We start from the raw sequence: 19791 nt of genomic DNA on the forward strand, positions 1-19791 counted from the left end.
GACTCAAGATGAATTTTTCCAAGTTCTTCATTTCGCGGCCGATCTTCGCAGCGGTGCTCTCGCTGTTGATCCTGATCGCCGGTGCGATCTCGCTGTTCCAACTGCCGATCAGCGAATACCCGGAAGTGGTGCCGCCGACCGTCGTGGTACGCGCCAACTTCCCCGGCGCCAACCCCAAAGTCATCGGTGAAACCGTGGCCGCTCCGTTGGAGCAAGCCATCACCGGCGTCGAGAACATGCTGTACATGTCCTCGCAGTCGACCGCCGACGGCAAGCTGACCCTGACCATCACCTTTGCCCTGGGCACCGACCTGGACAACGCGCAGGTACAGGTACAGAACCGTGTGACCCGGACTCAGCCGAAGCTGCCTGAGGAAGTGACGCGCATCGGTATCACCGTGGACAAGGCCTCTCCCGACCTGACCATGGTTGTGCACTTGACCTCCCCGGACAAGCGTTACGACATGCTCTACCTGTCCAACTACGCCTTGCTCAATGTGAAGGATGAGCTGGCACGCCTGGGCGGCGTGGGTGACGTGCAGTTGTTCGGCATGGGCGACTATTCCCTGCGCGTCTGGCTGGACCCGAACAAGACCGCTTCGCGCAACCTGACCGCGACCGATGTGGTCACCGCGATTCGCGAGCAGAACCGCCAAGTGGCCGCGGGTGCACTGGGTGCGCAACCGGCTCCGAATGCCACCAGCTTCCAGTTGTCGGTGAACACTCAGGGCCGCCTGGTAACCGAGGAAGAGTTCGAGAACATCGTCATTCGCTCGGGCGAAAACGGTGAAATCACGCGCCTGAAAGACATCGCACGGGTGGAACTGGGTTCCAGCCAATATGCTCTGCGCTCGTTGCTCGACAACCAGCCGGCGGTGGCGATCCCGATCTTCCAGCGTCCGGGCTCGAACGCGATCGAAATCTCCAACGAAGTCCGCGCCAAGATGGCGGAACTCAAGCAGAACTTCCCGCAAGGCATGGACTTCAGCATCGTCTATGACCCGACCATCTTCGTGCGCGGCTCGATTGAAGCGGTGGTGCACACGCTGTTCGAAGCACTGATTCTGGTGGTGCTGGTGGTGATCCTGTTCCTGCAGACCTGGCGCGCCTCGATCATCCCGTTGGTGGCCGTGCCGGTCTCCTTGATCGGTACCTTTGCGGTGATGCACCTGTTCGGCTTCTCGCTTAACGCGTTGTCGCTGTTCGGCCTGGTATTGGCCATCGGTATCGTGGTGGACGACGCCATCGTGGTGGTGGAAAACGTCGAACGGAACATCGAGCTCGGCCTGGACCCGTTCCCGGCGACCGAAAAAGCCATGAGCGAAGTGACCGGCCCGATCATCGCGACCGCGTTGGTACTGTGTGCGGTATTCGTGCCGGCGGCCTTTATCAGCGGCTTGACCGGGCAGTTCTACAAGCAGTTCGCGCTGACCATTGCGATCTCCACGGTGATCTCGGCGTTCAACTCGCTGACCTTGTCGCCGGCGCTGGCTGCGGTACTGCTCAAAGGGCATGACGCTCCGAAAGACGGCTTCTCCCGGTTCCTCGACAAATTGCTCGGCGGCTGGTTGTTCAAACCGTTCAACCGTTTCTTCGACAAGGCCAGCCATGGTTATGTCGGCACCGTGCGCCGCGTGATCCGTGGCAGTGGTATCGCGCTGTTCCTGTACGCCGGTTTGATCGTCCTGACCTGGCTGGGCTTCGCCCACACCCCGACCGGTTTCGTACCGGCCCAGGACAAGCAATACCTGGTGGCCTTCGCGCAATTGCCGGACGCCGCGAGCCTGGACCGCACCGAAGACGTGATCAAGCGCATGTCCGATATCGCCCTGAAACAACCGGGCGTGGAAGCGGCGGTGGCGTTCCCGGGCCTGTCGATCAACGGTTTCACCAACAGCCCGAACAGCGGCATCGTGTTCGTGACCTTGAAGCCGTTCGACGAGCGTAAAGACCCGAGCATGTCGGCCGGTGCGATTGCCGGTGCACTGAACGGCAAGTACAGCAGCATCCAGGAAGCCTACATGGCGATCTTCCCACCGCCGCCGGTACAGGGCCTGGGGACGATTGGCGGCTTCCGCCTGCAGATCGAAGACCGTGGAAACCTGGGTTATGACGAGCTGTACAAAGAAACCCAGAACATCATTGCCAAGAGCCATAACGTGCCGGAGTTGTTTGGCCTGTTCACCAGCTACACCGTCAACGTGCCGCAGGTCGATGCCGCCATCGATCGCGAAAAAGCCAAGACCCACGGTGTGGCGATCAGCGACATCTTCGACACCCTGCAGATCTACCTGGGTTCGTTGTATGCCAACGACTTCAACCGCTTTGGCCGTACCTACCAGGTCAACGTGCAGGCTGACCAGCAGTTCCGCCTGGATGAAGACCAGATCGGCCAGTTGAAAGTGCGTAACAACAAAGGCGAGATGATCCCGCTGGCGACCTTCATCAAGGTCAGCGACACCTCGGGCCCGGACCGTGTAATGCACTACAACGGCTTTATCACCGCTGAAATCAATGGCAACGCCGCACCGGGCTACAGCTCCGGCCAGGCTCAGGCGGCGATTGAAAAACTGTTGAAAGAAGAACTGCCCAACGGCATGACCTACGAGTGGACCGACCTGACTTATCAGCAAATCCTCTCGGGCAATACCGCGTTGTTCGTGTTCCCGCTCTGCGTACTGTTGGCGTTCCTGGTACTGGCCGCCCAATACGAAAGCTGGAGCCTGCCGCTGGCGGTGATCCTGATCGTACCGATGACGCTGCTGTCGGCCATTACCGGGGTGATTATCTCGGGCGGCGACAACAACATCTTCACCCAGATCGGCTTGATCGTACTGGTGGGCCTGGCCTGTAAGAACGCGATTCTGATCGTCGAGTTCGCCAAGGATAAACAGCAGGAAGGCCTCGACCCGCTCGCTGCGGTACTGGAAGCCTGCCGTCTGCGTCTGCGGCCGATCCTGATGACCTCGTTCGCCTTCATCATGGGTGTGGTGCCCCTGGTGTTGTCCAGCGGTGCCGGTGCCGAGATGCGCCATGCCATGGGCGTGGCGGTGTTCTCCGGGATGATCGGGGTGACCTTCTTCGGGCTGTTGCTGACGCCAGTGTTCTACGTACTGATCCGTCGCTATGTGGAGCGCAGCGAAACGCGCAAAGCGGCCAAGGCCTTGAAGCTGGAGACACAGCAATGAGTGTGAAAGTATTTTTGCCGAGCCTGCTGGTACTCGCACTGAGCGCGTGTGCGGTCGGCCCGGACTACAAAACCGAGAAGCTGGAGGCGGCCAATATCACGGCCGCCGCAGACACCAAAAGCTATGACCATGCCAAATACGAAGGCATCTGGTGGCAGCAGTTCGACGATCCGACCCTCAACCAACTGGTGACCCAGTCACTGAGCGGTAACCGTGACTTGCGCGTCGCTTTCGCCCGTCTGCGGGCGGCGCGGGCCATTCGCGATGACGTGGCCACCGACATCATGCCGGTGGTGACCTCGCGGGCCAGCAGTGACGTGGGCAAAGGCCAGATCCCGGGCCAGACCACCAAGCGCGTCAACAGCGAGCGCTACGACCTGGGGCTGGACATGGCCTGGGAAGTCGACTTGTTCGGCCGCATCCGCCGCAACCTGGAGGCCAGCGACGCCGACCAGCAAGTGGCCGAAGCCGACCTGTACCAACTGCAAGTCACCATGATTGCCGAACTGGTGGACGCCTACGGCCAACTGCGCGGCGCTCAATTGCGTGAACGCATTGCCCTGGACAACCTGAAGAACCAGCAGGAATCGCGCGCCATCACCGTCAGCCTGCGTGATGCCGGTGTAGGCGATCAGCTCGATGTGGAACGCGCCGACGCACGCCTGGCGGCGGTTGAAGCCAGCGTGCCGCAATTGCAGGCCGAACAAGTGCGCGAGCGCAACCGCATCGCCACCCTCCTCGGCCAGCGCCCCGACAAGCTGAGCGTGGACCTGAGCCCGAAAGACCTGCCGGCGATTGCCAAGGCATTGCCGATCGGCGATCCGGGGCAGTTGCTGCAACGTCGCCCGGACATCCTCAGTGCCGAACGCAAACTGGCCGCCGCCACCGCACGTATCGGCGTGGCCAAGGCCGACCTGTTCCCACGGGTCAGCCTCAGCGGCTTCCTCGGCTTTACCGCCGGGCGCGGTTCGCAGATCGGTTCAGCGGCCGCCAACGCCTGGTCCCTCGGCCCAAGCATTACCTGGGCCGCCTTTGACCTCGGCAGCGTGCGTGCCCGCCTGCGCGGCGCCAACGCCGAAGCCGATGGCGCCCTGGCAACGTATGAGCAGCAAGTGCTGCTGGCGCTGGAAGAGTCGGAAAATGCCTTCAGTGACTACGGCAAACGCCAACAGCGCCTGGTTTCGCTGATCCGTCAAAGCGAATCCAGCCGCGCCGCCGCCGACCTCGCCGCGATCCGCTACCGCGAAGGCACCGTGGACTTCCTGGTCCTGCTCGACGCCCAACGCGAACGCCTGGCCGCCGAAGACGCCCAGGCCCAGGCCGAAGTCGACTTGTACCGCGGGATTGTCGCGATCTACAAGGCCCTGGGTGGCGGCTGGCAGCCGGACACGGTGGTCGCCAGCGCCAAATGATGTAAAGCGCTCCTTTGGTTGGTCGCATCCAGCCAATTTTTAGCCCTGCGGTCCATTCGGTCGTGGGGCTTTTTTTGTTTTGGGGGGCCTAAAATGTTGAAGGTTAGTTCTGTAAGTCGGATAAGAAGTCTTTTGTAAGTAAGGTCCTAATGCCGCGCTGTGTTTGGCATTTAGGATTAAAGGGTATTTATTGCAAGCATTATTTTTATGGCTCGAGTGCGACGACACATAGAACTACAAAAATTGATTATTCAAACTCTCTGAAGCTCCACTCAACTGGCTGCGTCCGACCCCAGAAAGCCGGTGACGGATCAAGCCGTCAGAACCGATTGTAGGATTTTGTAAGCAACTTCCAAATATTCTTCACAGCCTAGTAAACCTGTAAATATTAAAGTGATTGGTTCTAGCATTACGCTGCACCGCAAATATTTCTGAGCAACAGCGGAGGTCATCACCATGGCAATTGTACCCACGATTGAACCCGCACAACGGTCAAAGGCAACCAGCGCTTATCTCATCAAAAACCCTAAAGAAGTCAAAAACGCATTTTCTATAACGGACGATGCCAAGGCAGCCGAGATACTGAAAACCAGCGACAACAAGAAGGTTGCCGAGTTAAAGGATTTTTTGAAAACTTACGATATGGCATCGATCAGTACACGCGAACTAAAGAAAGTAGGCAGAGAACTTTACGATAGCGGAGCGATTGACGTAATGACATTTGGAATGTTCATAAGCGGAAATGGAGAGTTCGATGCCAACGGCAATCAGGCAAATACGCACGTTAAATTTAACGCTATCGCGTTATTCAATGAGAAGTTAGAAGAGTATGCTAAATTTCTCGAGGAATACCCCGTTCACGCTACACAGGATAATCTGAGATGGAAACACGCGATGGTCGCAGCCAATCATGCTATCGGTGCCCTCATGCACTTCGCCAACTCATCCAACCCTAAGCTTTCTGTGGATGATCAGGCATGATTGCGACGCTTAGCCAGCAGTGAGCCCATCAACAGCTTGGGCTCACTGCTGACACTCTCTTCAGCGACCGTACTTGACAGTTCCCAAGTAGACTTTAGGTGCAGCATCAGGATTTTTTATCATCACCCGATAAGTACCAAATGAACCGCTATACAAAACATTACTACCCGTATTTCCTGCCACCTGAGCCCACGACGAACCTATTTCCTTATGTATCGATAGCTGAGGTGGCCTTCCGCGGTCTACCGCAGTAATGGTTGCATCAATGTTCGCATTCAGGCACCCATTAGCGGAGGTTATAGTAAAGGGTCCGTAGGCCACTTTTTCGCTTTCTCCTTCCAGTATTCCCGTATAGGTGTCCGTAATAGACCAACACCCAGCAAACGCTTGAAAGGACACAAAAGCCGACATCAAAACGACAAAGGTGATAAACCTTTTCATGATTTCCATCCTCACAGTTGAACGACAGGTTGATCAAGTGACCTACCTATCCCCCAACACCTCAGACAGAACTACAGGTAGGAATCACCCACCTACAATGCACGTTTTATAACCCTGAATATGCCAGACGCGTCCTATCATCAAATAAGCCAACTCTGTCATACCCAGGAGAAAGTCTTGGTCAGCTATTTCCTAGTCCCGCAGGGCGGCAACTAAAACCGGCTGTGTTCATTCAGAATCAGACTTCGATAATGCCCAGGATTGGACCCCGACCACTTACGAAATGCCTTATAAAATGAACTTGCATCGGCAAACCCCAGCCGCGCCGCAATTTCAGCGAAGCTGATCTGCGGTTCGGCCAGCCAGACAATCGCCAGTTCCTTGCGCACGCTGTCCTTGAGGCCCTGGTAGGTCTGCCCTTCTTCCGCCAGACGGCGGCGCAAGGTGGAGGCGGAAATGCATAGGCGGGTCGCCAGACCCTCGGTTTCCGGCCAGGTCTCGGGGGGCATTTGGCGCAGGTCGTGTTTGAGGCGATTGGCGAGGCTATCAGGGTCGCGGTATTTGACCAGGATGTTGGCCGGTGCATGGGCCAGGAAGCGCTTGAGTTCTTCGTTACTGCGCTTGATCGGCAGGTCGAGGCAGTCTGCGGAAAAGATCATGCGCGTGCGTGGCCGATCAAAGCGCAGGTTGTCGGAAAACATCACTTGGTAATCGTCGCAAAAGTCCGGCTGCGCGCAACGCAACTCGATGGCCAGGATCGGAATCCGTCGCCCCGCCAGCCAACACGCCACGCCGTGGACAATCATCCAATACGTAAAATAGGTAAATGCCCGATTGGGTTGCGCCTCGGGTTCGACCAACACGATTTCCGCCAGGCTCTGCTGGCGGACCAGTTGCGCGGGCAACCGCTCGAGCATCAACGACAGAAACCCCAGCGCGGTTTCCAGGCCGGCGGCCAGGGTCGGTTGCGCGATGGCGGCGCGGCAGAGAAACGCCAGGCTGCCGGATTTGAGCTTGCGCGGGTCCATCCCGAAAAACTCATCGTCCATGCGTCGCGCCAACAAACGCCACAACCGCGCATACGCCGTCGCCGGCACACGGGCGTTGCCCTGCTCCAACGCCGCCGGGTCGATACCGGCCTTGCTCAGTACTTCGGCAATCGCCAAGTCGCACGCGCAGCTCTGCAGCAGCGCCTCACGCACAAGATGGATGGAGATGGTGTCTTTTTCCGCCATGGGGAATGGGCTTTTCAACGGCGCATAAGCAAGGCCTGCATCATAAAGGCGCTTGCGATTCGCCACCACCGTTCAGCCTCGGTTCAGCGAAAGTCAATATTTCTTGTTTAGCAATGAGTATCATTATGTTACAAATTGCCATCTCATCCAGTCATGATTGCGGTGCCGAATGCTTGTTCCTTTTTTAATCATGCTGCGCGAAGGCATTGAAGCCGCATTGATCGTTGGCATCATCGCCAGTTACCTGCAACAGACCGGCCGTGGCCAATGGATGCCCGCCGTGTGGATCGGCGTATTTCTCGCCGCCGCCCTGGCCCTGCTGGTAGGCGGTGGCCTGGAGCTGGTCAGCGCTGAGTTCCCGCAGAAACAACAGGAGCTCTTCGAAGGCGTCGTAGGGTTGATCGCCGTGGGCATCCTCAGTTCCATGGTGTTCTGGATGCGCAAGGTCGCACGCTCCATCAAGCACAGCCTGCATGAGTCCCTCGACCACGCCCTGGCTGGTTCAAAACATCAAGTGTTCGCGCTGATCGCCATGGTGTTTTTCGCCGTGGCCCGTGAGGGGTTGGAGACGGTGTTCTTCCTGCTGGCCGTGTTCCAACAGAGCGAAGGCCCCGGCGCGCCGATCGGTGCCCTGCTCGGCCTGATCCTGGCGATTGTGGTCGGCTTGCTGATCTATTCCGGCAGCATGCGCTTGAACCTCGGCGCGTTCTTCCGCTGGACCGGCCTGTTCATTCTGGTGGTCGCCGCCGGCATCCTCGCCAACTCAGTGCAGGCCTTGCATGAAGCCGGCGTGTGGAACCACCTGCAAACCGTGCTGTTTGACTTCAGCGCCGCGCTGCCCATGGACAGCCCGCTGGGCTCGGTGCTGGCCGGTATGTTCGGTTACCAGGAAGCGCCGACCGTCAGCACCCTGGGTGCTTATCTGATTTATCTGGTGGTGGCCCTGGTGATGTTCTTCCTGCCTTCGGCGCCCGCCAAGCCGATTGCCAAATCTTCTTCCGTTTCCAGCCAGTAAGGACCGCCTCTTGTCCAACCCAACCCCTCAACCGGCCCCACCGTCCCGCGCCCTGCGCTGGGCCGTGGCCGGCTCGGTGATCGTGATGATCGCCGCCGGTGGCTTGTTCTACTACGCATCGCAGTTGGCCGCGGCCAAACGCCAGAGCAACCACAATGAAATCGCCGTGACCATCCATAGCCACGCCTGCGAACCCAACGCGCTGACCGTGCCTGCCGGGCGTGCCAGTTTTCGTATCATCAACCGCTCCGACCGTGCGGTGGAATGGGAAATCCTCGACGGTGTGCTGGTGGTCGAAGAGCGCGAGAACATCGCGCCCGGTTTGAGCCAGGTGATCAACGCCAACCTGTTGCCCGGCGACTACGCCATCACCTGCGGCCTGCTGAGCAACCCACGCGGCACCCTGCATGTGACGCCGACTGCCGAGTCCGACGCGCAGGCCAAGGCCAAACCGTCGATGGTGGCGTTTATCGGCCCACTGTCGGAGTTCCGCGTGTATCTGAGCAGCCATGGCAGCGCGCTGGTCAAGGCCGTGACCGCCCTGCAGCAAGCCATTGACGCCGGTGACCTGGCCCAGGCGCAGGCGCTGTATGTGCCGGCCCGCGAAGCCTACCAACGGCTGGCGCCCGCCTCCCAGCGCCTGGCCGAACTGGACAACGCCATCAATGCGCGTGCCGACTACTTTGAAAAGCGCGAGCAAGACCCCGCGTTCAGTGGCTTCCACCGCCTGGAATACAGCCTGTTCCAGCAGCACAACCTGGACGGCCTGGCACCGGTTGCCCAACGCCTGGTCAGCGATGTCACCCAGCTCAAGCAACAATTGCTGACGCAGTCGCTGCCACCGGAACAACTGGTCGGCATCGTGGTACGCAACCTCAACAGCCTGGCGGACACGCGTGCGATCAGCGGTGAAGAAGAACGCTACAGCCACGTCGACTTGAACGGCTTTGCCGCCAACCTTGCGGTGGCGCGCAAGGTGGTCGACCTGATGCGCCCACTGTTGACCCAATCCGCCGCCGACCTGGTGCCCAAGGTCGACAGCGCGCTCGACGCGTTCGATACCGAACTCAATGGTTTCAAAGTCGACGGTCAATTCAGCCGCTACGACAGTGTTACGGCCGATCAGCGCAAGCAGATCGCCGACAAGGCCAAGGCTCTGGCCGTTGCACTCGATGGAATCGACCCCGCCCTTGGCCTTTCCGGCCTGCAGTGAAGACGACCGCACACATGAGTGATTCTGAACACACCAACCTCCAACGTCGCCGCGTCCTGTTGGGCATGGCGGCCACCGGAGCGGCGATTGCCGGCAGTGCCCTGACCTGCCCGGCCATGGCCGCCGCAGCCGAGCAAGTCACCACCGCACCGCGCAGCGACAAGACCCAGGACCACCAGGATTTCTTCGGCAAACACCAGACCGGCATCGTCACCCCGCGCCCCGCCTGCGGCATGGTAGTGGCGTTCGATGTACTGGCCAGCGACCGCGAAGACCTGGAGCGTCTGTTCCGTACCCTGAACGAACGTATCCACTTCCTGATGACCGGCGGCCCCGTGCCGCAAGTCGACCCGAAACTGCCGCCGACCGACTCCGGCATTCTCGGCCCGGTGGTGACGCCCGACAACCTGACCATCACCGTATCGGTGGGTGAATCGCTGTTCGATGAGCGCTTCGGCCTGTCGGCGGTCAAGCCCAAGCGCCTGATCCGCATGGTCGGCTTTCCCAATGATGCATTGGAACCGGCGCAGTGCCATGGCGACTTGAGCCTGCAGTTTTCCTCCAACACCACTGACACCAATATCCATGCCCTGCGCGACATTGTAAAAAACCTGCCGGACCTGCTGCTGGTGCGCTGGAAACAGGAAGGCAGCGTTCCGCCTCAGGCCCCGGCCAAAACCGGCGAACCGGCCCAGAGCGCGCGTAACTTCCTCGGTTTTCGCGATGGTTCGGCCAACCCGAATTCCAACGACAACAAAGCCATGGACCAGATCGTCTGGGTGCAACCGAGCAGCGATGAACCGGCCTGGGCCGCCAACGGCAGCTATCAGGCGGTGCGGATCATCCGCAATTTCGTCGAGCGCTGGGACCGTACCCCGCTGCAGGAACAGGAAAGCATCATCGGTCGGGTCAAACCCACGGGCGCGCCCATGGACGGCCAGCGCGAAAGCCAGGTGCCGGACTACAGCAAAGACCCGGAAGGCAAGCTGACCAAGCTCGATGCCCACATCCGCCTGGCCAACCCGCGTACGCCGCAGACCCAGGCCAACCTGATCCTGCGTCGGCCGTTCAACTACTCCAACGGCGTCAATAAAAACGGTCAGCTGGACATGGGGCTGTTGTTCATCTGCTACCAGGCTGACCTGGAGAAAGGCTTTATCAGCGTGCAAACCCGGCTCAACGGCGAGCCCCTGGAGGAATACCTCAAGCCGGTCGGCGGCGGGTACTTCTTCACCTTGCCGGGCGTCACGGGGCCCAAGGACTTCCTCGGGCGTACGCTGCTCGCGGCCTCGCACCCTCAAACCACTGCCAATACCTAAAACAAACCCAGAGCGGATACGTCCCATGAAGAAGTCGTCTATCGCGTTGTCGTTGTTAATGAGCCTTTCGCCACTGGCCGCTTTCGCCGCCACTGCGCCACTGGACCTGGTAGGCCCGGTGTCGGACTACAAGATCTACGTCACCGAAGAAATCGGTGAACTGGTCACCCAGACCCAGGCGTTCACCGACGCCGTGAAGAAAGGCGACCTGGCCACCGCCAAGAAACTCTATGCGCCGACCCGCGTGCACTACGAGTCGATTGAGCCGATCGCCGAGTTGTTCAGCGACCTCGACGCGTCTATCGACTCGCGTGTCGACGATCACGAGAAAGGCGTTGAAGCCGACGACTTCACCGGCTTCCACCGGATCGAATACGCGCTGTTCTCCAAGAACACCACCGAGGGCCTGGGCGCCCTGGCCGATAAGCTGAACGGCGACGTCAAGGACCTGCAGACCCGCGTCGAAGGCCTGACCTTCCCGCCCGAGAAAGTCGTCGGCGGTGCCGCTGCGCTGCTCGAAGAGGTCGCGGCCACCAAGATCTCCGGCGAAGAAGATCGCTACAGCCACACGGACCTGTATGACTTCCAGGGCAACGTCGATGGCGCGAAGAAAATCGTCGATCTGTTCCGTGGCCAGATCGAGAAGCAGGACAAGGCGTTCCTGGCCAAAGTCGACAAGAACTTCGCCACCGTGGACAAGATCCTGGCCAAGTACAAAACCAAGGATGGCGGTTTTGAGACCTACGACAAGGTCAAGGAAAACGACCGCAAGGCCCTGGTCGGCCCGGTCAATACCTTGGCCGAAGACCTGTCGACCCTGCGCGGCAAATTGGGCTTGAACTGATCTTTGCGCGCGCCTTCGCCACCGTCGCGGCGAAGGCGTCTGTGAGGTCAGGCGGCCGACGGCTGAAAGCCCTGCAGGGGCGCCCCTTCAGGCTTGAAGGTGTGCGGGTTGATCGCATACCACAGGTTGTTTTTCTGCACGGCGTACAACGGGCGTCCGGCACAGGTGCCGGCGCGACTGCCGGCAGGCTGGCCGGATTCTGCGTTGACGCTGGAATACACACCGGCCCCCCAGCGACACTTTTCAAACACAGTTGCAGGCAGGTAGATATCCGCCCCCAGGGCGCGCAACTCTCCGCGCATGAAGTTTTTACCGAAAGCCGCCACCTTCTGCCCCGTTTTCAATACCCCAATGGCGCCATCCAACGGATTGAGCACGCTGCGAAAAAACGGTGATACCCCCGCGAACCCCTGCATGGAAAATGCCCTGCCATTAAATGGCAATACCACTTTCAGCCCTCTGTAAAAGCTCTTCACACCCGCTAACCCACCGGTCACTGCGAACGAGGCGAAATCGATCAATATGCCGCGTACCCCTTGCGCCGTCTTGCCCTCCGCGACATCGGCGAAGGCGCCGACAAAGGGCAGCAGGCCCAAGACCATCCGCAGGTTTTCAGGGCCGAAAACGTCCTCGGAGCCAAACGGGAATGCCCGGCGACGTTGATAGTCGGTGGGCTGGTTGGCATAGCGGAGCAAAGGCTCACGTGGCATGGTAAAGCTGTTACTCAGTACGCCCTCGACAATGCGGCCGGTTTTTTCGCTGCTGAACGTCGTGGGCACCGGCAGCTGTGCGTGCTTTGGATGGCCGGGCATCAACGTGGCAGGCAGGTCGGTCGCGGCCTTTTCGATGATGACCGATGACTGCACGCCGGCTTTCGGCTCGCTGCCAGTTTTATACGCCGCGAAATCAAAGCTGGCAGGTTTTGTGTGCCGGAACTCGCGCCGCACATACGCAAAGGGGCCATGGGGTTTCTGCCCCACTTCGACCTGCCCGCCCAGCGGCAGCGTGTAGCTCAAGTCGTCGCGCTTGACGATACGCATGGCGCCGGGGAACACCTCGAAATACCCGAAGCGAGGCTCGACGGCGCCGGTCTCGTAACGGATCAACGTGCCATGCGTGCCCTTGTGTTCGGCCACCTTGGAATCGGCGCCTTCGTCGTCCTCAATGGCCTCGCCGGTCGCCTCGCGCAAACTGAAGAATTCGATTTGCCCCACTTCAAGGGCCTTACGGTCTTCCAGCGGCAACTGCGCAAACATGAGTTTGAGTACCGTGGCCTGCGCCGCACGACAATCAGCCACGTAGCGCTCGATGGCGGGCGCGACCAGCGGTGCGATTTTCGGCAGTTTTTTGATCCGCTCATCAAAATCCGCCTGGGAAATGCGTGGATGTTCGAACTTGTACTTCGCTTTACCGGCGCGGTATTCGTTCAGCCACGTGTTGAACGCGACCAGCGCACCCGGCGAGTCTTGTTCCGCCAGAAGAAACTCAGTCAACAAAACCTCATGGGGTTGGCCGTGCTGCCTGGGATCCGCCACCCGGCGCAAAGTGAAGCCACGGATTTCATCTTCGCTCATCTCGGGAAACAGCAGCGTCAATTGCTCGACAAGCAGGCGGGTCATCGAGGGCGGCTCGGCCGTCAGCGTCTGGAAGGCGTCGCGGAGGCTGTTTTGCTGCTCGGTGAAGGCTTGTGCAGCCGCCTGGTAGTTTTGCGCGGTGTATTTGCCGTCCAACGGCTTGGGAAACACGCCGGCCATCACGGCCCACTCCAACAAAGGCAGGGTGCCCACACCTTTGATCAACGCCTCCTGCTCCGGGTTTTGCGGTTGCAAGCGTGCCAGGGCATTGACCTGCGTTGCGTTCATCGCCCGCGAACTGCCTGGCCCGGCGAGCGCTTCGGCGATCCCACAGCCCAGACGCATGGCGAGCCATGCCGGGGAACCCATCCGCACGTCATCGGGGTTTTGCTTGAGTACTTGGGGTATTGAGGCAGGCAGTTGTGGGTCGGGCTTGAGCAACATTTCCGGCGCAGCCTGTGCCAGGAACATATGCGCCAGAAACGGCGCACTTTCAGCGCTGGCGCCTTTTTCCCGCAGGTGCCGCTCGATGTCGGCACGCACTTCTTTTTGCGTGCGTCCGAAATTGGCAGGCTGATAAATCGCGTAGCCGGCTACTTCTCCTGGTTTGCCCGGCAGGCTGCCCTGAAGGTTGAGCTTGAGCGCCGTAGCGAGCAACGCATGACGCTGCGCCCTGGGTAACGGCTGACCATCAGCCACGTCGAAAAGCTTGAGTTCCTTGGCCAAGGCTTCGGCCTGGGTCACGGCAGCGGGCGAATCGAAAAAGGCGGTCAACCGCCGGTCAGGGTCTGCAGACAACGCCTGCCAGGGGTCCGGGGTGGCCAGGAAGCTATCGAACAAACCGGCGACGCTCGCCGCGCCAGTCTTTAGCACTTCACAGTCAGCCGCCGTCAATGCGCCCGGTGTCCAGGTGTAGGGGGTCAAAGCTGCGTAGTCAGCGGTCAGCGGTGGCTCAGGCCATCGCGTGTCGAGCCAAGCCTGCACGTCGCGGCCTTGCTCGAGCGTCGTGGGCGAACTCAGGCCAAAGAAATCCAGTGCCTGGCGCATATCCCAAGTATCGGTGGAGTACAGGGCGTTGCCGGTTTTCTGACTTTGCTCGACCAAGGCTTGTAACCGCCTCTTCATTGCCTGCACGCCAGGGTCGGGATTCTTGCCAACTTCGTCATCGAAGTAGGCTTGCAGGGACCGCCACGTGCCCTTGGCATCACACTGTTGAAGCTCGCCCTGACTGATTCTGAAACGGTCACCGACGCTGTCCAGGCCGATTTTCTCAAGAAAGTCCCGAAACGCCGGCGAGGCGAGCAGCTCGACAAAGGCTTGGCGTGGCAATTGGCTGTTGCGCTCCAGAGAGGAGCCCGGTGGCGCCACATAGGCTTGCTCATCCAACCGCGGAGCCTCGCCCTCCTTCAGGCCTCGCAAGCGCTGGCGAAGTTGTTCGGCCAAACCGCTGCGAGCGGTTGCATCGCTGTTCGCCGTCACTGTGCGGGTAAAAGCGTCGCGCCACTGCTGGCGCTTCTCAACGCTGATGGGCGGCCAGCCATTACGCTTGAGCTGCGCCCCCAGCGCGGGTGCCGCCTGCTCGTTCTTCGCAGGTTGCACCCCATAAAAATCCAGGATGATATCCCGCGGGATCGGCTCGGAGGGCATGTTGGCGGGAATCCCCAAGTCACTCGGCGAGAGTATTTTTTGCACCTTGCGAAGCTTGCCGCTGGCCTCCCACCAGCCGGAACCATCGGTGGTGGTAAACCGTACGAAGATGTCTTTTCCATCGCGACTGACCACGCCCACCACACTGTCGCTGAACACGCGCACCGTAGAGATCTTCAAGCCCTTGGCGCGAAACCAGTCCTGCACTGGCGGCTCGCTGAGTGCCTGTTGGTATTGACTGATAAACGGCCCAATCGAGGCATTTCGCGGGATAAGCGGCTCAGGGGCAACCCCTGAACTCAGCCAGCGCCCCACCTTGGTCTGCAGGGTTGCATCGCCTTTGGGCGCGTTTTCTTCGGAGGGGAATCGACGTGGCGCTTCAGCTACGGCAGCCGTGGCGCCACGCTTGTCTCGCGTTGACGGGTTCGACACCGCCCCATCCGACGCAGGAGGCAGGTGGGAGAACCGGTGGTAAGGGTTTACCTGGATAAGCGACATTTCTATTTCCTCTCTACCAGTCAGAATGGTGAGAGTTCTCGTCCGTAAGAACTGTCGAGAGGAAATCTACAAGTCGCAATTGGGCTCTTTCGTAAGCCAAGTCCCAAAGAGATGCAGGCAGAAACCGGGAATTATCTTGTGACGCTCAGCGCTTACAGAATCCGGTACAACAACCGCTCAATCCGCACCCGACTGACCCGCCGTAAAAACTTGCCTACGGCCGGGGGGTAGTCCACCAGGGACTGCAACTGTTGATAGCCGGCAATACGCGTGGTGTGCTGGAAAATTTGCGCGAGCTCCGCACGTCGCGGCGCCAGCCATTGGCCTTGGGGGTCATCGATCAGCAAACCGTTTTCCAGGTCGAGGCGGAACGCTCGCGGGTTGAGGTTATTGCCCGTGAGCAAGGTGTAGCGTTGGTCGACCCACATGCCCTTGAGGTGGTAGGTGTTGTCGCCGTCGCGCCACAGGTGCAGGTTCAACTGGCCACTGTCGATCACCGGCTGATGCCGCTTGGCGAAGCGGCGCAGGCTGATTTCGTAGAGGTACGGCAACGCTGCGATCACCTTGAACGGCTCGCTGGGCGGGATGTAGAAATCATTGGCGGTTTTGTCACCGACGATGATGTCGACCTTCACGCCTCGCGCCAGGGCTCGGTTGAGTTCCCGGGTCACAGGCAGTGGCAGGTTGAAATACGGGGTGCAGATGGTCAGCTGATGCTGGGCGCTGGCGATCAGTTCTAGGACGACCCGGTTCAGCGGGTTGTTCTTGCCCACGCCCAGCAACGGGCTGACGGCCAGGTGGTTATTGGGCAACTGCCCGGCGGTGGTGTCGTAGGCCGCATGTTTCAGGCGGCTGCGCAGGTCGCCGATGTCGTTGCGCAGGCTGCGGGTGGTGGGCGGGTTGGGCAGGTCCAGGCGATGCACCGCCTTGGAAGCGACCAGGCCATGCTCCACCAGATGCTGCATGGAGTCGGCCAGCGGCTGGCTGTGGATCAAGTGGTAGCGGTCATAACGGTACTTGTCGAACTTGTGCAGGTACACGTTGTTCAGGCTCGCGCCGCTATACAACACGCTGTCGTCGATCACGAAGCCCTTGAGATGCAGCACGCCGAACAGTTCGCGGGTTTGCACCGGCACGCCGTACACCGGCACTTCGCTGGCATGGCTTTGGGTCATGGCCTGGTACCAGGCGCTGTTGCCGGGTTGCTTGCCGGCGCCGATCAGGCCGCGTTGTGCACGCAGCGAGTCGACCACGACCACAATGTCCAGCTCCGGCCGTGCGGCCTTGGCGGCATGTAACGCGTCGTAAATCTCCTGCCCCGCTTCGTCGTGCTGCAAATACAGCGCAACGATGTAGATGCGCCGAGTGGCCTGGGGAATCTTTTCCAGCAGGCAACGCCGGAACGCCTCGGCGCCGGACAGCACGTCAATGGCCTCGGGGGTGATTGGAAAACCGCGAAGTTTGGGCAACAGGGAGCGTTTGAAGAACGACGGCATAAGGCTCGCAATGGGTCGAATCCGAAGAGGTCACGAGCTTACACCATGGGTGCGCTCAGGTCTCGCAGTCACGCATTGAAAAAGTTGGTTGACCAAGAAGAACGATCGTTCTACTGTTAGCCACATGAACGACATGACTCCCAGTGAAACCCGCGACATTATCCTCGACGTCACCGAGAAGTTGATCTATCGCCACGGCATCGCCGCCACCGGCATGGATTTCTTGGTGAAAACCGCCGGTGTGTCGAGAAAAAGTATTTATCGCTACTTCGCCAACAAGGACGAGTTGGTGATCGCCGCCCTGCAACGCCGCGATGAGCGCTGGATGCAGTGGCTGCGCGCAGAAGTGGAACGCAGCGAAAGCAGCGGCGAGCGCCTGCTGGCGCTGTTCAGTGCGCTGAAAACCTGGTTTGCGTCGGCGGACTTTCGTGGCTGCGCCTTCATCAACACCAGCGGCGAAACCGGTGACGCGCAAGACCCGGTGCGGCTGTTGGCCAAAGCCCATAAACAGAAACTGTTCGAGTACGCACTTGAACTGTGTGAAGCACATGGCACCCCCGACCCGCAACAGCAGGCCGCGCAACTGCTGATATTGATCGATGGTGCGATAACCGTTGCCTTGGTGATGGGCGATTCAACAGCCGCTGATAATGCGCAATGCATGGCGCGAACGTTATTAGGACTTGAGAACGCGTAAATCCGGCAACTCTCGATAACCCTTATTGTGTCAAGGAACTGCCCAATGTCATCTCTCCCGGAAACACGCCCGCCTTTGCCGCCCTTTACCCGCGAGTCGGCGATCGAAAAAGTTCGCCTGGCCGAAGACGGCTGGAACTCCCGCGACCCACAGCGAGTGTCGCTGGCCTACACCCTGGATACGCAATGGCGTAACCGCGCCGAATTTGCCCACAACCGCGAAGAAGCCAAGGGCTTCCTCACCCGTAAATGGGCCAAGGAGCTGGACTATCGGCTGATCAAGGAATTATGGGCGTTTACCGATAACCGGATTGCGGTGCGGTATGCCTATGAATGGCACGATGACTCCGGCAACTGGTTCCGTTCCTACGGTAACGAGAACTGGGAGTTCGACGAAAACGGCCTGATGGCGAACCGCTTTGCCTGCATCAATGACCTGCCGATCCAGGAAAGCGAGCGCAAATTCCACTGGCCGCTGGGCCGACGCCCGGATGATCATCCGGGGCTGTCCGAACTGGGGCTCTAAACATTTAGAGCGGACGACGGATAACCTGTGGCGAGGGAGCTTGCTCCCGTTGGACTGCGTAGCAGGCCCAGTCTTTTCAAACCAAAAGCTGGGGCCGCTTCGCGGCCCAACGGGAGCAAGCTCCCTCGCCACAGTGACAGCAGCAAGCCCTGACTGACTGGCATTGCACCGCAACCCACTCAGTCCGAGTTCAGGCCAACCCGATACAACACGCCGTCATCCTCATCCGTGAGCACATACATATAGCCATCCGGGCCCTGCCGTACATCGCGGATGCGGGCTTTCAAGCCGCCAAGCAAACGCTCCTCATGGATCACCTTGTCGCCATCGAACTGCAGGCGTATCAGTTCCTGGCTGGCCAAGGCACCGATGAACACGTTGTGCTGCCAGGGTTTGAAACGATCAGCATCGTAAAACGCCATGCCACTGATGCCCGGTGATTTCTCCCAGACGTGATGGGGCGCCACGGTGCCTTCCACTTCCTTGCCCTTGGCCTCCGGGATCGGCGTCAACGAATAGTCGATGCCGTGAGTCGCCAGCGGCCAACCGTAATTCTTGCCACGCTCGATGATGTTGATTTCATCACCACCGCGAGGCCCATGTTCATTTTCCCAGATCGTGCCGCTCCACGGGTTCATTGCCAGACCCTGCGGGTTACGCTGGCCATACGACCAGATTTCGGGGCGTACGCCCTGCTGGCCGACAAAGGGGTTGTCCTCCGGCACCCGGCCATCCGGGAAGATGCGCACCACCTTGCCTTGCAGCTTGTCCAGGTCCTGGGCCGTCGGGCGATCGTTGTTTTCACCCAAGGTCACAAACAGGTAGCCATCACGGTCGAAAGCCAGGCGCGAGCCGAAGTGGTTACCGGTCGACAACTTGGGTTCCTGGCGCAGGATGACCTTGAAGTCCTTCAAGCCGCTCAAGTCATCGGCCAGGCGCCCACGCCCGACGGCGGTACCGGCCTTGCCCCCCTCGCCACCGCCTTCGGCGTAGGACAGGTACACCAGGCGGTCCTGTTTGAAGTCCGGTGACAGCACGACGTCAAGCAAGCCGCCCTGCCCTTTGGCCCACACCTGAGGTACGCCGGTCAGCGGTGCCGACAGTTTGCCGTCCGGGCTGACGAACCGCAGGTGGCCAGGACGCTCAGTCACCAGGAAACCTTGTTTATCCGGCAGGAATGCCATGGCCCATGGATGCTCCAGCCCCTTGGCGACGGGCGTGACGCTGATGCTGCCCTGCTCGCTGGGAAACTGTCGAGCCTGCGCCGCAAACACGGCCGTCAATGGAAGTAGCGTGGTTGCACACATCGCGGCTAGCAGGGTTTTGCGTAGAAACATAAGACGTCGTCCTTACCGGCGATTGCCGTTGGCATCATAGGTGGGTGCTTTGGTTTCGGTCGCGGGCCGGCTGGGGGCGCTGTCGCGCTGGGGATAGCGATTGCCGATACCGCCGTTTTCAAGGGTCGGCGCGGGGCCGCTGGGAACGGCCGGGATACCCCGAGTGGGCGGCGCATTGGGCACCGTACCCTGCATGCTGTTGGGGTTGGCCCGATGAATAGGGCTGTTGTTGGTATCAAAGTGGCCGGGCAGATTTTGCGCCTGGGCCAAGGGCACCAGCGCCAGGCCCAACGCCAATGCAGCGAAATGACGTACACAACGGTTCATGACTATGCCTCTCTGAAGCGGACAACACGTGCTTTCGATAAC

The 19791-nt window shown here is 59.9% G+C and carries 15 protein-coding genes; 9 read left to right on the forward strand and 6 right to left on the reverse strand.

Annotated elements, in window-relative coordinates; genetic code table 11:
* Positions 1–8 precede the first annotated feature (8 nt).
* The 3 genes from ACQRBT_RS23400 (at position 9) to ACQRBT_RS23410 (ending at position 5581) form a co-directional block, all read left to right on the forward strand.
* The gene (locus ACQRBT_RS23400; protein WP_060752821.1) at positions 9–3188 is read left to right on the forward strand and encodes an efflux RND transporter permease subunit; all 3180 of its coding nucleotides are present in this window, start codon (positions 9–11) and stop codon (positions 3186–3188) included.
* Positions 3185–4600: an efflux transporter outer membrane subunit gene (locus tag ACQRBT_RS23405; RefSeq protein WP_060752820.1), complete on the forward strand. Its 1416-nt coding sequence runs from the start codon at positions 3185–3187 to the stop codon at positions 4598–4600. Before ACQRBT_RS23400 ends, ACQRBT_RS23405 begins: the two co-directional genes overlap by 4 nt.
* Before the next feature lie 456 nt (positions 4601–5056).
* On the forward strand, positions 5057–5581 hold the full coding sequence (locus ACQRBT_RS23410) for a hypothetical protein (protein WP_411984040.1): 525 nt from the start codon (positions 5057–5059) through the stop codon (positions 5579–5581).
* A 60-nt stretch (positions 5582–5641) separates the two neighbouring features.
* Here ACQRBT_RS23410 and ACQRBT_RS23415 read toward each other — a convergent pair whose 3' ends face one another.
* Both ACQRBT_RS23415 and ACQRBT_RS23420 read right to left on the reverse strand, forming a co-directional pair.
* A complete protein-coding gene (locus tag ACQRBT_RS23415) occupies positions 5642–6022 on the reverse strand; it encodes a hypothetical protein (protein WP_161548912.1) in 381 nt (126 codons plus the stop codon).
* A gap of 212 nt (positions 6023–6234) precedes the next feature.
* Positions 6235–7257, reverse strand: a complete 1023-nt coding sequence (locus ACQRBT_RS23420) for an AraC family transcriptional regulator (protein ID WP_412045967.1) — start codon at positions 7255–7257, stop codon at positions 6235–6237.
* Between the two features lie 169 nt (positions 7258–7426).
* Here ACQRBT_RS23420 and efeU point away from each other — a divergent pair, with 169 nt between their 5' ends.
* The 4 genes from efeU to efeO (ACQRBT_RS23440) are packed head-to-tail and all read left to right on the forward strand — an operon-like array spanning position 7427 to position 11648.
* Complete coding sequence (gene efeU, locus ACQRBT_RS23425) at positions 7427–8272, forward strand: iron uptake transporter permease EfeU (protein ID WP_090371252.1); 846 nt, start codon at positions 7427–7429, stop codon at positions 8270–8272.
* A gap of 10 nt (positions 8273–8282) precedes the next feature.
* Positions 8283–9485, forward strand: coding sequence for an iron uptake system protein EfeO (gene efeO, locus ACQRBT_RS23430; RefSeq protein WP_411984038.1), 1203 nt, complete (start codon positions 8283–8285; stop codon positions 9483–9485).
* Positions 9486–9499: 14 nt separating this feature from the next.
* Positions 9500–10804 (forward strand): iron uptake transporter deferrochelatase/peroxidase subunit, encoded by a 1305-nt coding sequence (efeB, locus tag ACQRBT_RS23435; protein ID WP_411984037.1) that lies wholly within the window; start codon positions 9500–9502, stop codon positions 10802–10804.
* A 25-nt stretch (positions 10805–10829) separates the two neighbouring features.
* A complete protein-coding gene (gene efeO / locus ACQRBT_RS23440; protein WP_198763112.1) occupies positions 10830–11648 on the forward strand; it encodes an iron uptake system protein EfeO in 819 nt (272 codons plus the stop codon).
* Between the two features lie 47 nt (positions 11649–11695).
* Here the strand turns inward: efeO (ACQRBT_RS23440) and ACQRBT_RS23445 are convergent, their stop codons facing one another.
* Together ACQRBT_RS23445 and pssA are read right to left on the reverse strand one after the other, a co-directional pair.
* A complete protein-coding gene (locus ACQRBT_RS23445) occupies positions 11696–15367 on the reverse strand; it encodes a hypothetical protein (protein WP_412045966.1) in 3672 nt (1223 codons plus the stop codon).
* Positions 15368–15519: 152 nt separating this feature from the next.
* On the reverse strand, positions 15520–16863 hold the full coding sequence (pssA, locus tag ACQRBT_RS23450; protein WP_060752814.1) for a CDP-diacylglycerol--serine O-phosphatidyltransferase: 1344 nt from the start codon (positions 16861–16863) through the stop codon (positions 15520–15522).
* A 124-nt stretch (positions 16864–16987) separates the two neighbouring features.
* Here pssA and ACQRBT_RS23455 point away from each other — a divergent pair, with 124 nt between their 5' ends.
* Positions 16988–17560 carry a TetR/AcrR family transcriptional regulator gene (locus tag ACQRBT_RS23455; protein ID WP_060752813.1) on the forward strand — a complete coding sequence of 191 codons (573 nt, stop codon included), beginning with the start codon at positions 16988–16990 and terminating at the stop codon, positions 17558–17560.
* Between the two features lie 45 nt (positions 17561–17605).
* Entirely contained in the window at positions 17606–18085 is a 480-nt protein-coding gene (locus ACQRBT_RS23460; protein ID WP_060752812.1) for a DUF1348 family protein, read from the forward strand.
* A 179-nt stretch (positions 18086–18264) separates the two neighbouring features.
* Here the strand turns inward: ACQRBT_RS23460 and ACQRBT_RS23465 are convergent, their stop codons facing one another.
* Complete coding sequence (locus tag ACQRBT_RS23465; RefSeq protein ID WP_412045965.1) at positions 18265–19422, reverse strand: PQQ-dependent sugar dehydrogenase; 1158 nt, start codon at positions 19420–19422, stop codon at positions 18265–18267.
* Positions 19423–19434: 12 nt separating this feature from the next.
* Positions 19435–19749 (reverse strand): hypothetical protein, encoded by a 315-nt coding sequence (locus tag ACQRBT_RS23470; RefSeq protein WP_060752810.1) that lies wholly within the window; start codon positions 19747–19749, stop codon positions 19435–19437.
* Positions 19750–19791 lie beyond the last annotated feature (42 nt).

Origin of the sequence: Pseudomonas sp. R19M (assembly GCF_050312585.1) — a bacterium.
Lineage (GTDB): Bacteria > Pseudomonadota > Gammaproteobacteria > Pseudomonadales > Pseudomonadaceae > Aquipseudomonas > Aquipseudomonas palleroniana.

Bases quoted from the DNA above. Each gene is read 5' to 3' on its own strand.
- ACQRBT_RS23400 (WP_060752821.1), top strand. From the start codon at position 9: ATGAATTTTTCCAAGTTCTTCATTTCGCGGCCGATCTTCGCAGCGGTG.
- ACQRBT_RS23405 (WP_060752820.1), top strand. From the start codon at position 3,185: ATGAGTGTGAAAGTATTTTTGCCGAGCCTGCTGGTACTCGCACTGAGC.
- ACQRBT_RS23410 (WP_411984040.1), top strand. From the start codon at position 5,057: ATGGCAATTGTACCCACGATTGAACCCGCACAACGGTCAAAGGCAACC.
- ACQRBT_RS23415 (WP_161548912.1), bottom strand. From the start codon at position 6,022: ATGAAAAGGTTTATCACCTTTGTCGTTTTGATGTCGGCTTTTGTGTCC.
- ACQRBT_RS23420 (WP_412045967.1), bottom strand. From the start codon at position 7,257: ATGGCGGAAAAAGACACCATCTCCATCCATCTTGTGCGTGAGGCGCTG.
- efeU (WP_090371252.1), top strand. From the start codon at position 7,427: ATGCTTGTTCCTTTTTTAATCATGCTGCGCGAAGGCATTGAAGCCGCA.
- efeB (WP_411984037.1), top strand. From the start codon at position 9,500: ATGAGTGATTCTGAACACACCAACCTCCAACGTCGCCGCGTCCTGTTG.
- efeO (WP_198763112.1), top strand. From the start codon at position 10,830: ATGAAGAAGTCGTCTATCGCGTTGTCGTTGTTAATGAGCCTTTCGCCA.
- ACQRBT_RS23445 (WP_412045966.1), bottom strand. From the start codon at position 15,367: ATGTCGCTTATCCAGGTAAACCCTTACCACCGGTTCTCCCACCTGCCT.
- pssA (WP_060752814.1), bottom strand. From the start codon at position 16,863: ATGCCGTCGTTCTTCAAACGCTCCCTGTTGCCCAAACTTCGCGGTTTT.
- ACQRBT_RS23455 (WP_060752813.1), top strand. From the start codon at position 16,988: ATGAACGACATGACTCCCAGTGAAACCCGCGACATTATCCTCGACGTC.
- ACQRBT_RS23460 (WP_060752812.1), top strand. From the start codon at position 17,606: ATGTCATCTCTCCCGGAAACACGCCCGCCTTTGCCGCCCTTTACCCGC.
- ACQRBT_RS23465 (WP_412045965.1), bottom strand. From the start codon at position 19,422: ATGTTTCTACGCAAAACCCTGCTAGCCGCGATGTGTGCAACCACGCTA.
- ACQRBT_RS23470 (WP_060752810.1), bottom strand. From the start codon at position 19,749: ATGAACCGTTGTGTACGTCATTTCGCTGCATTGGCGTTGGGCCTGGCG.